The organism is Paenisporosarcina sp., assembly GCF_049671445.1.
Taxonomy (GTDB): domain Bacteria; phylum Bacillota; class Bacilli; order Bacillales_A; family Planococcaceae; genus Paenisporosarcina.
Genome location: NZ_JBATUX010000028.1, coordinates 98,011 through 109,148 on the forward strand (window position 1 = coordinate 98,011; position 11,138 = coordinate 109,148).

16 protein-coding genes are annotated in these 11,138 nt (G+C 37.0%); 4 read left to right on the forward strand and 12 right to left on the reverse strand.

All coding sequences use genetic code 11. From position 1 onward, the window contains the following. Positions 1-13: 13 nt before the first annotated feature. The 4 genes from WBG45_RS04685 to WBG45_RS04700 all read right to left on the reverse strand — a co-directional run bounded on the left by WBG45_RS04685 (position 14) and on the right by WBG45_RS04700 (position 4,377). Complete coding sequence (locus tag WBG45_RS04685) at positions 14-2,053, reverse strand: TRAP transporter permease (RefSeq protein WP_424412621.1); 2,040 nt, start codon at positions 2,051-2,053, stop codon at positions 14-16. After that, entirely contained in the window at positions 2,046-2,561 is a 516-nt protein-coding gene (locus WBG45_RS04690) for a DUF1850 domain-containing protein (RefSeq protein WP_424412622.1), read from the reverse strand. The genes WBG45_RS04685 and WBG45_RS04690 overlap by 8 nt, the downstream gene beginning before the upstream one ends. 167 nt (positions 2,562-2,728) lie before the next feature. Beyond that, positions 2,729-3,682: a TAXI family TRAP transporter solute-binding subunit gene (locus WBG45_RS04695; protein ID WP_424412623.1), complete on the reverse strand. Its 954-nt coding sequence runs from the start codon at positions 3,680-3,682 to the stop codon at positions 2,729-2,731. Positions 3,683-3,792: 110 nt separating this feature from the next. Further along, entirely contained in the window at positions 3,793-4,377 is a 585-nt protein-coding gene (locus WBG45_RS04700) for a phosphatidylglycerophosphatase A family protein (RefSeq protein ID WP_424412624.1), read from the reverse strand. Positions 4,378-4,485: 108 nt separating this feature from the next. Between WBG45_RS04700 and WBG45_RS04705 the strand changes: the two genes are divergently transcribed. From WBG45_RS04705 to WBG45_RS04715, 3 genes are all read left to right on the forward strand, one after another. Next, on the forward strand, positions 4,486-5,208 hold the full coding sequence (locus tag WBG45_RS04705) for an alpha/beta hydrolase (protein ID WP_424412625.1): 723 nt from the start codon (positions 4,486-4,488) through the stop codon (positions 5,206-5,208). A gap of 79 nt (positions 5,209-5,287) precedes the next feature. Then, the gene (locus WBG45_RS04710; protein WP_424412626.1) at positions 5,288-5,806 is read left to right on the forward strand and encodes a YjcG family protein; all 519 of its coding nucleotides are present in this window, start codon (positions 5,288-5,290) and stop codon (positions 5,804-5,806) included. Position 5,807: 1 nt separating this feature from the next. Continuing rightward, positions 5,808-6,236, forward strand: a complete 429-nt coding sequence (locus tag WBG45_RS04715) for a GNAT family N-acetyltransferase (RefSeq protein ID WP_424412627.1) — start codon at positions 5,808-5,810, stop codon at positions 6,234-6,236. 41 nt (positions 6,237-6,277) lie between these two features. Here WBG45_RS04715 and WBG45_RS04720 read toward each other — a convergent pair whose 3' ends face one another. The 6 genes from WBG45_RS04720 to WBG45_RS04745 form a co-directional block, all read right to left on the reverse strand. Then, complete coding sequence (locus WBG45_RS04720; RefSeq protein ID WP_424412628.1) at positions 6,278-6,538, reverse strand: stage VI sporulation protein F; 261 nt, start codon at positions 6,536-6,538, stop codon at positions 6,278-6,280. Beyond that, on the reverse strand, positions 6,519-6,674 hold the full coding sequence (locus WBG45_RS04725) for a YjcZ family sporulation protein (protein WP_424412629.1): 156 nt from the start codon (positions 6,672-6,674) through the stop codon (positions 6,519-6,521). Before WBG45_RS04725 ends, WBG45_RS04720 begins: the two co-directional genes overlap by 20 nt. A 66-nt stretch (positions 6,675-6,740) precedes the next feature. Further along, a complete protein-coding gene (spoVAE, locus tag WBG45_RS04730) occupies positions 6,741-7,106 on the reverse strand; it encodes a stage V sporulation protein AE (protein ID WP_424412630.1) in 366 nt (121 codons plus the stop codon). A 9-nt stretch (positions 7,107-7,115) separates the two neighbouring features. After that, a complete protein-coding gene (locus WBG45_RS04735; RefSeq protein WP_424412631.1) occupies positions 7,116-8,120 on the reverse strand; it encodes a stage V sporulation protein AD in 1,005 nt (334 codons plus the stop codon). Then, complete coding sequence (spoVAC, locus tag WBG45_RS04740; protein ID WP_424412632.1) at positions 8,114-8,569, reverse strand: stage V sporulation protein AC; 456 nt, start codon at positions 8,567-8,569, stop codon at positions 8,114-8,116. Before spoVAC ends, WBG45_RS04735 begins: the two co-directional genes overlap by 7 nt. Beyond that, complete coding sequence (locus WBG45_RS04745; protein ID WP_424412633.1) at positions 8,569-8,973, reverse strand: YhcN/YlaJ family sporulation lipoprotein; 405 nt, start codon at positions 8,971-8,973, stop codon at positions 8,569-8,571. Before WBG45_RS04745 ends, spoVAC begins: the two co-directional genes overlap by 1 nt. A gap of 132 nt (positions 8,974-9,105) precedes the next feature. Between WBG45_RS04745 and WBG45_RS04750 the strand changes: the two genes are divergently transcribed. Continuing rightward, the gene (locus WBG45_RS04750) at positions 9,106-9,642 is read left to right on the forward strand and encodes a CotY/CotZ family spore coat protein (RefSeq protein WP_424412634.1); all 537 of its coding nucleotides are present in this window, start codon (positions 9,106-9,108) and stop codon (positions 9,640-9,642) included. Between the two features lie 190 nt (positions 9,643-9,832). Here WBG45_RS04750 and WBG45_RS04755 read toward each other — a convergent pair whose 3' ends face one another. Together WBG45_RS04755 and fabI are read right to left on the reverse strand one after the other, a co-directional pair. After that, complete coding sequence (locus tag WBG45_RS04755; RefSeq protein ID WP_424412635.1) at positions 9,833-10,201, reverse strand: hypothetical protein; 369 nt, start codon at positions 10,199-10,201, stop codon at positions 9,833-9,835. Positions 10,202-10,243: 42 nt separating this feature from the next. Next, a complete protein-coding gene (fabI, locus tag WBG45_RS04760; protein WP_024535263.1) occupies positions 10,244-11,014 on the reverse strand; it encodes an enoyl-ACP reductase FabI in 771 nt (256 codons plus the stop codon). Positions 11,015-11,138: the final 124 nt, after the last annotated feature.

The following is an 11,138-nucleotide window of genomic DNA, read 5'->3' on the forward strand; positions in this document are numbered from 1 at the left end:
TTATACATAAGTTTTATACAGCAGGAATTGATTTTTTCTTATCGTGGCTCTTATCGCGTGTGTAATATTGAATAGCGAATAATGCTGCGAAGGTAACCAAGCCAATTGTATCTGACAAGCCTTCTGGATAAATAAGAAGTAAACCAGCGATGACCGCTAAAATACGTTCATACCATTTCATATCTCGATACCAATATCCAATCATACCTGCACCAATCGAAATCATACCGGAAATAGCGGTTACTAATACCCAAAGTAATTGTGGAATAGTTGTATCAATCATAAGTAGTTCAGGTGATAACACGAACATGTATGGAATGATAAAAGCCGCTATTGCAAGTTTGGCTGAAACAAATCCTGTTTTAATTGGGTCACCACCTGATACACCCGCTGCTGCAAATGCAGCTAATGCTACTGGTGGAGTAATATCGGCAATAATTCCAAAATAGAAAACAAATAAATGTGCAGATAAGGCTATAGCCATAGGTACTGCTGCACCATCTGGTAAATCAAGCATTAATAACGTAATAATTGCAGGAGCAGCAATAGTAGAAGTAATTACGTAATTGGCAGTTGTTGGAGACCCCATTCCTAAAACAATAGCTGCTAACATTGTAAAGAATAATGTTAATAAGACGTTCCCACCAGAAGCAGTTACTAATCCATTCGCTAAACTTAATCCTAGGCCTGTCTTTACAACAACACCAACAATAATTCCTGCTGCTGCAGTTGCGGCTGCTACAGCAAGTGCTGTCCGAGCACCGTCAACTAGTGCCTCAACCATATCTTTAAAGTTTAGTCGTGTTTCTTTATTAAATGAGCTTACTAGAATCGTTAAAACAATCCCCCACAGTGCAGCTTGCATTGTTGGAATACCGATAAGTAAGAAAACAATGATCCCTACTATAGGAAGCAATAAATATATTTTCTTCAATACTTCTTTTCGATTCGGCATTTCTTCTTTAGACAATCCACGTAAACCTACACGTTTTGCTTCGAAATGAGTCATTATCCAAATCCCAGTGAAATACAACAGTGCTGGAATAGCTGCAGCTTTTGCAATATCCCAGTATTCAATACCTCCGATGAATTCAACCATTAAGAATGCTGCGGCACCCATTATAGGTGGCATAATTTGTCCACCAGTTGATGCAGCTGCTTCAACTCCACCAGCAAATTCCTTTTTATAGCCAAGTTTTTTCATCATAGGTATTGTATATGAACCTGATGTAACAACATTTGCTACAGAACTCCCTGAAATTGTTCCTTGAAGTGCACTAGAGAAAATAGCTACTTTTGCTGGTCCCCCGATAAGATGACCTGCAAATGATACGGCTAGGTCATTAAAGTATTGACCAACACCCGTCTTAACTAAGAATGCTCCAAAGAGCAAGAAGACGAAAATGAAAGTGGCAGATACACTAAGAGGAGTACCTAAAATCCCATCTGTGGTAAAGAACATTAATTGAATAACACTTTCTAAATCTTGTCCTCGATGTGCCAAAAAACCTGGGAAATATGGACCGAAAAATGCATATGCCAAAAACGTCGATGCGATAATAGTGATTGGTAGTCCTACAGCTCGTCTTGTCGCTTCAAGTGTTAATAGCACAGCTAGAATACCGACAATCAAATCCATGGTCGTTACGTTTCCTACACGGAAGTATAATTCTTTGGCCATGATTGGCCAATACAAACCAACCCCAATAGAGAGAATAGAGAGTATATAATCGTAGAAAGGAATTTTATTTCGTTTCTTTATCGCTGCTTTTTTAACCGCAGGGAAAAGCAGAAAAATTAGGGATAATGCAAATCCTAGGTGAATGGAACGTTGTAAATAAGCTGTGTACTGTCCAAAAATAGCAGTATACAGTTGGAATAAAGAAAAGGCTAACAAACCATAGAATACGACTTTCAACATAGAGCCTTTTAGGTCTCGTGTATTAGATTCAGGATCATATTTTTCTAAAATTTGTCGTTGTTCTTCATCTGTCAATTGCTCAAACTTCTCATGGTGTTCCTGTTGTTCTTCTGGGGTTAGTTTATCACTCACGAAGCTTAGCTCCTCTCAGTTGGTCAACAAGAGACAAACGCGCAACCTGAAAAGTATACGTCTCGCCTCTAGTTAGATGATTTTTTAAATGATGTTCTTGTTCTAAATACCCAAAAACTAACTCACGATCAACGTCACCAATATGCATATTAAATGAAGGCATAATTTGCGACATATTTGTAATGTAATACTTCCCATCTTTTTCGACAAAGTTCTCACCTTTTCCTGCTCCAGATGGCATGCCGATTGCAAAATCTTCATATTCTAGGGAAGAAAGTTGGATTTCATGTTTCTTTGTAACTTTATAGGTCTCTATGACATCCGATAAATGAATGGAATGCGTATAGCGGATTTGAAAAAACTGTTCGTTTTCAAGAGGAAGATAGGCAACTGGATTTGTGGTGCGTTGCTCGAAGAATACAAAACTCCATCTATATGGGATTAGGGACATTATGAGAATTACACTCATTACTAGGAAAAGCGAATATATGATTGTCCTTTTTTTCAAATACCTGACCCCTTACTTTTAGACGAAACACCGCTATATATCAAAATATTAAGTAGCTATGTATTTTCTTTTACTGATTTTTGACAAACCCTTCTTTTAGAGCAAAGTAGAACAACGATGGAGCAGAATGCCCCATCGCCATTGTGTAGCTTCTTATTTAGATGCTTTTATTTAACTTCATCAAAATACTTCTGTGCACCTGGGTGAACATCGATATCGATTCCATCTAAAGCTGTTTCAGCTTTAATAAATGCACCTTTAGGATGTTGGATTTTATCTGTATTTTCATAAATTGCTTTTGTAATATCATATACTAAATCTTCTGGAAGGTCTTTGCTAACAGCTAACATAGCAAGAACGGACACAGTTGGAACTTCAACTGTTGACTTATAAGTGTCTACAGGTATTGTTTCTTTTGCATAATATGGATACTTCTCGATAAGTTCATTTGCTTTTGCATCTTCAACAGGAACTATTACAACATCAGTAGTTGCACTTAAAGCTTCTACAGCTCCAGTTGGTGTACCAGATGTGATGAAAGCAGCATCGATTTGACCTGATTGTAAACTTTCTTGTGACTCAGCAAAATCTAAGTTTTGTGCTTCAATATCATCCATTGTCATGCCATGGATTTCTAATAATTGTTCAGCATTAGCAAATGTTCCTGATCCAGGTGCACCTACAGATACTTTTTTCCCTTTTAAATCTTCGTACGAAGCAATTCCTGCTTTAGCAGTTGTCACTAATTGAATGGTTTCAGGATAAAGAGCTCCAATAGCAGCAATTGAATCAATCGCATCCCCTTCAAACATAAACTCTCCAGCTGTAGCATAATAAGCGATATCTGTTTGCACAAAAGCAATTTCCGCTTTACCATCTTTTAGAGCAGTCATATTTGCAGCTGATGCTTGAGATACTTCAGCAGTTGTTTCTACTTCAACTTCATCTGAAATAATTTGAGCAATTGTTCCACCAAGTGTGTAGTAAGTACCTGTTGTACCACCTGTTACAATACTCAAAAATTTGTACTCTTCATCTCCACCACCAGCATTACATGCGCTTAAAATTAACGTCGCAGATAAGCCAAGTGCTGCTAATATACCCAATTTCTTTTTCTTCATAGAATAGCCTCCCCTAATATATGTTTGTTTGTACAATTATTATTCTAGCATGAATAATCATACAATTGTTAACATATCTGGAAAGTCAGATGTCTTTTTTTGTCATATATTTAAGTCGTAGCACCCTCAACTTTTGACTCAGGTGCTGTCTCTTCTGGGTCAATATCCGCAAATGTTTCATTATGCTCTTCTAAATCTCGTGTTCGATGTGCAATACGTGAAGAAGCACATGCAGCGATGCTTGCGACCAAATCATCTAAAAATGTATGAACTCCATCGCCAATTTTTGTATCTAATTTTTTTATAATGCCAATTTTATTTTTATCTAAGTGTCCGAACGTTGTGACTGCAATACTACCGTAAGTAAACACAGAACCTAACGCGATTGTTTCATCCACCCCAAACAACCCTTCATCAGCTTCAACGATTTGCTGTAAAGGTGCAGATAACATTTTTTTCTCAGCTAATTCATCAAGCTCAATTCCTACTAAAATGGCATGTTGCATTTCTCTCTTTTTTAAAACACTTTCCACTGACTCGATACAATGTTCTATTGTAAGACCTATATTGTATGCTAGTTGCATTTCTAAAACGATTTTCGCTATTTCTTCAATCGAAACGCCGCGTCGTTTTAATGCGGATTTGGTAGCGTCCAAAACTTGTTGCGAGTGAACTCTTATTCCTTTGTTATCCATGATGTCATCTCCGTTTCATTCAATACAAGATGTTGTTATTCATAATTATACCTTCTACCTGCATTATGGTACAATTTCTGTAGCAAGATTTGGAGGAGGTCCTGACCTATGTCTAAGGGTACAATTCAAGACGTCACACTATTCAGTGACGCCTTACAAGAAGATATGCAACTGCTGATTTATATACCAGCAAACTATTCACCACTTTATAAATATACAGTATTAATTGCAAATGATGGAAAAGATTATTTCCAATTAGGTCGGATTTCCCGGGTTGCAGATGAACTACTTGAAAATAAAGAAATCGAAAATATGATTATTGTAGGAATTCCTTATAAGAGCGTAGAAGATCGAAACAAAAAATATCACCCATCAGGTGAACATCATGCTGCTTATTTGCGTTTTCTTGCACATGAACTTGTTCCCTATTTAGATGAAACATACCCTACATATCAAATTGGTATGGGTAGAGCATTAATTGGTGATTCTCTAGCAGCCACTGTTTCACTATTAGCTGCTGTTAAATATCCAAATATATTTGGGAAAGTACTATTACACTCTCCAATGGTGAATGAAGAAGTATTATCTCAAGTAGAGAACATTCGGACACCGCACTCTTTCTCGGTATATCACGTAATCGGAACGGGTGAAGATAAAGTTAAAACGACAAATGGCAAAATAGAAAATTTCTTAAATCCTAATCGTCAATTAAATTCATTGATGCAAGAAAAAGGATTTTCGCTATTCTATGACGAATTTGAAGGAGACCATACTTGGAAGCATTGGCAACCGGATTTAAAGCGAGCGATTAAAATGAATTTCAGTCTCTAATCGTTTAAATAAAGCCAAACCCATAAAATTTGCTATAATAAAAGTATGTACTTACACAACTAAGAAGGAGGTTTTTAGGATGAAATATGGAGTCGTTGCATTCCCATCTAAAAAACTACAAGATTTGGCAAACTCATACCGAAAACGTTATGACCCACATTATGCGCTTATTACTCCTCACATGACACTTAAAGGTGTTTTTGAAGCAAATGATAGCGAAATTGAAGAGCTAGCAAAAAACATTAGCAAAGTAACGAATCAACATAAACCATTTAAATTGCAAACAACAAGTATTAGCTCGTTCGCTCCTGTTACAAATGCAATATACTTCAAAGTCATTCAGTCGGAAGAATTATTAAAATTACACCAAGACTTGCACCATGAAAGTTTAGGTAGTAAAGCAGAATATGCATTCGTCCCACATATCACGATTGCACAAAAAATGGATTCTGGAGAACATGATGACATTTATGCACAATTAAGAATGACGGGTGTGGATCACGAAGAAATAATCGATCGTTTGCACTTGCTATATCAACTTGAAGATGGCTCATGGACGGTCTATGAAACATTCCGTTTGAATGGAGCTGAAAACTAATTTGATTTCAGCTAAACGTGTGGAAACTGAAAAAGAACGCGAAGATGCTTTTTATGTTCGACAAAAAGTGTTTGTAGAGGAACAAGACGTTCCTGTTCATTTGGAATTAGATGAATATGATCAATCCGCAATACATTTTGTCGCTTATGACGACGAAATGCCTATCGGCGCTGGACGCATTCGAGAACCAGAACCAGGCATTGCAAAGGTGGAACGCGTTTGCATATTACCACAATACCGTGGGCAACATTTAGGAAATTTGATGATGGAGAATATGGAGACATACGCAAGAGAAGCTGGACTTACTACTGTTAAATTATACGCTCAATCTTATGCTGTTCCATTCTATGAAAAACTCCAATATCAAATTACATCCCCTGAATTTATGGATGCTGGTATTCCTCATCGCGCAATGCAAAAAAATCTATAATCTTTAAAAAACACTTGTTCAAAAATGAACAAGTGTTTTTTTTATTCGTTTTTCTGATTCATCATATTAGCTATCTCGTTTAGATTTAGCTTATTTCCTTTTTCAACAACTGACTTAACGATTTGTTCTTCTAAATCTTTTGAAATTGGTTTATTAGCGATTTTAGAAACTTTTCGTACAATTTTTTTTACTTGTTTTTCATCAGAAAAATCAGCGTATTGTATCGCATTTGCTAAAGTGAAAACCTCATCCATAGACACACCTGTTTTTTGCTCGATTTTCTTAAAAAATGAATCGTGCATTTGTTTTTCCTCCTATCTCTAACCTACTACCTACAATGCTTAATAGGATAAATAGTATGACAATGAGGACAAATGTTGACCCTTTAAAGGGTTCACGAGTTCGATAATAATCACAAAAATTACAACTAGTGCCCATACTATTTGCTAACTTCCCATTCGACCTAGAATATGCAAATAGGTTCGAAAGACAAGGGCACTTTCCTCAGGACACTTTCCCTTTAGATTTAAAAATAATTGCACCAATGACTCCAAAAATAATGGCAGCACTGATTCCTGAACTAGTTACTTCAAACATACCTGTTAAAACGCCTATAAATCCATGCTTCTCAGCCTCTTGCATAGCACCATGAGTCAAAGAGTTTCCAAAAGAAGTAATGGGAATGGTAGCACCTGCTCCAGCAAAGTCAATAAAGGGTTCATATAAACCAAACCCATCTAGAACGGAACCACTCACAACCAATAAACTTAATGTATGCGCCGGCGTCAATTTCGCCACATCAAAAAGAAGTTGTCCAATAACACAAATCAGTCCTCCAACAACAAATGCAATAATTACTGATACGATCATATTGTCACCTCAATCCATCGACAATTCAACAGCATGGGCAATACACGGAATAGTCTCACCCTGTTGAAATGATAATGGGGATAGTAAAGCACCTGTAGCTACGAGTAATATTTTTTTCCATTGCTTGCTTAATAATTCGGCATAAATTGGCCCTAAATATACGGAAGCTGAACATCCTGCTCCACTTGCTCCTGATAAGAACTTCTCATTATTGCCATAAAATTCAGCCCCGGCATCACGATAATTATCTACTAAATACGAAGAAACTCCGCTTGATTTAATTAATTCCTGCAGGATAGAAAATCCATTCTTACCTAAATCACCTGTCATGACAAAATCGTAGGAAGTTCCTTTATTTTGGGCTAAGTGTTTTTGAATTGTATCAAACGCTGCTGGTGCCATTGCACTTCCCATATCTAAAGGATCTGTACATTCACAATCCATAACCTGTCCAATTGTGGCAGACTGAACAAATGGTTTACCACTTTGATAATGAGAAAGTATACCGTACCCACCACCAGTGACTGTCCATTGTCCCGTAGGAGGTTTTTGTGCTCCATATTCTATCGGATAGCGGAATTGTCGTTCAACAGCGTTATGCTGACTTGCGGCTCCGAATAATATGTTGTCCATCAGTTTTGTCTCAAGAATAAAGCTTGCCGTTATAAGAGAAGAAACACTCGTTGCACAAGCTGAAAACATTCCCATAAACGGAGTCGCTAATTGACGAGCAGCAAAATTAGTAGGTGTCATTTCATTGACCAAATCTCCAGCAAGGAATAAATCGATGTCTGAAAGCTTAAATCCGCCTTTCATCACAGCCATATTACACGTATCTTCTATTAATTGTGAATGACCTTTTTCATTCGTCTCTTGTCCAACTCGTTCATCTTCATAAATTACGTCAAAATGTGGATGGAATGGACTTTCTTTTTCAAGAGGTCCCACTGACACTGCTGTAGATACAATACTTGGTTTAGAGGCGAATTGGTACGTACCCGATTTTTTCACCAAGAGATTACCCCCATTTTCACTAGTATCGTTTTAATCAGTGCTACAACAAATGCAGAAAATACACCGTACACAATTACTGGGCCAGCAAGTTTAAACATATTAACACCAACACCAAGAATAAACCCTTCTGATTTATGCTCGATTGCTGCTGAGATCACAGCATTACCAAAACCCGTTACTGGCACTGCAGAACCAGCACCACCGAACTGCCCAATTTTTTTATAAATACCAAAACCCGTTAGAAGCATCGCAAAAAAGACCATTGTTGCTACCGAAGGATTACTCGCAGTTCGTTCGGTGAAATTAAAAAAGTACATGTATACAAATGAAACGATTTGACCAATTGCACAAATAATTCCGCCTGTCAGAAAAGCTTTCAAACAGTTTTTCAGGACTGGACGTTTTGGTGCTAATTGATCTACGGTTTGTTGATAGGATTCAGCGTCCATTACGTTTGCTCCTTTGCTAATGCCTGCAGTTTATCTAAATCTTTTTTCAATTCATCCATCGTTGGTTGTTCCTCAATAATTTTCTTTAATTCCCACGTAATTTTTAAATCACTGGATACAAAAACATCATGATCAGGAAACGAAGATTTCACTTCTTTTTCAATTGATTTTTTTATTTTTTCCTTTTTAAATTTAGACATTTGTTCTACTTGCAATGACACGACTAGTTGATGATCAAAAAACACTGCAGCTGCTTCACTTAAATTTTTGTTGTCTGTAAAGACTTCTTCCAGTTTCTCAACCTCTTGCTGATCATCATCAACATGATAAGTAGATACTTTAAATTCTTCTGAACAACCTGTTAATCCAAATAAAATCAAGCTTATGATCCATAATTTTTTCATCATTTTCTCACCTTTTATCCTAGTATGGTGTTTTTGCAAAAGTTTATGTATGAATTGGTTGACGCGCCCTGTTGTTCGAACACATTCGACATACAGTATAAAGACTTTGAAAGATAGCGAGGTGAAAACAAAATGGGATGTGGACGTAACTTGGAATCATCAACTTCATCTGTTCTAGGTACTAGGAATGATAAGAAAGATCATTGTATCTGTGACGTAGTCCGTGCAATCAAAGACATTCAAGATGCAGTAGTCGACAACGACTGTCCGGTGTGTCCAACGAATTGCTTCTTAGAACCACTAGGTGGATTAGTAAGTCCTTCACGTCATCAAGCTGATACTCGTGTATTCATGTTATTGACAAAAGATGGAACACCGTTCAAAGCTTTTTTCCGCGACAATGACCGTCGTGACTGTGACTGCTTCTCTGTATTCTTCCGTGTAGAAGACGTATTCGATGGTTGCTGTGCAACTCTTCGTGTATTAGAACCATTGGATCACCATCACAAAGAAGTTGACCTTTTAAGTGATTGTGGTACTAAATTGGATTTAAGAAAAATTTGTAAAGTACGCGATTTCCGACTTTCTAGCAGCTGTATTACTGTTGACTTGAATTGCTTCTGTGGCATTGAATGTGTAGCAGACGTATTTCTAGATGTTTGTGAATAAAAAATAAACACGTCAAGCGTGCAGTGTCTAATAAGTCCGACTTCCTTTAAATAGGAGGTCGGGCTTGATTTTTTGAATACTCATAGTTTTTGTTAGATCACTGAAAGTATGTGTCCTCTTTAATGAAATCGAAGAATTTTTTTCATACAAAAAGACATCCATTGGAACTAATGGATGTCTCTTCATTCATTTACATTCTAGTAGGAAGAATTTTTCCTCGCCACCAAATTTCTTGAATCTCTTGAATTTCAAATGCAGTAATTTCACCATTTGTTAATTTAATTTGCACACTGTCTGGATGTAAATCCTCTACGACACCATATACTTTTTCTCCATCTTGTAGATAAAAACATAATGGCTTGTAAACATGTTTAGCAAAATCTGACTTCAAAAAACGCAATCGGTTCCACATAATAGGATCTTTTTCTACTACTTTTTCGACTGCTTTTATAGCGGGCTCGGGGAAGATCGAAGTACTTTCTTCTTGCCAATACGAAACCTGTGGTATATGCCGATATACCGGAGGTCCTTGGACAAAAAGGAGCGGATCATTTTCCACTGAAACATACACACCCTTTTTGAGATAGTTTATGCTGCTGGTTTACAAAATGTGAAAACCACTATCGCAGTGTATTGTTTCGCCAGTAATTCCACGAGACAATTGACTAAATAAGAATAAAGCCGTATCGCCAACCTCTTCTGGTGTTGTATTTCGACGAAGTGGAGCACGCTCTTCAATTTCTTTCAATACACTATTAAAGTCACTTACACCTTTAGAAGACAACGTACGAATCGGACCTGCTGAAATCGCATTCACTCGAATGTTGTGTTTTCCTAAATCTGCAGCTAAGTAACGAACTGACATTTCTAAAGAAGCTTTTGCTACACCCATAATATTATAGTTAGGCACGACTTTTTCTCCACCTAAGTAAGTTAAAGTAACAATACTTCCACCTTCAGTCATTAGTGGTTTCGCTGCTTTAGCAACGACAGTTAATGAGAAAGCACTAATATTATGCGCAAGTAAAAATCCTTCACGAGACGTATCAGAGAAATTCCCCGCCAACTCTTCTGTTTTCGCAAATGCGATACAATGAGCTAAGCCATCGATTTTTCCTACTTCTTGCCCAATTGTTGAAAAACATTTCTCAACGTCTTCATCATTTGTAACGTCACAAGGAAGAACTAATTCATGTTTTCCTTCTAATGTTGCCACTAAATCGCGAACTGATTTTTCAAAGCGTTCCCCAGCATACGTGAAAATAATACTTGCACCAGCTTTATCTAAAGACTGAGCAATCCCCCAAGCAATACTACGTTTGTTTGCTACACCCATAATGACGTACGTTTTTCCTTGTAATGACAAAGACATGAAAAAATCCCCCTAGTTAATCTAATTATTATTACCTGGTACTAATAATACATCACAAGAATCATTAGTGCAAAAAAATCTTTAAAAATAGTGGTCTATGATGGTTTAGCTTAGTTTCGTGGTG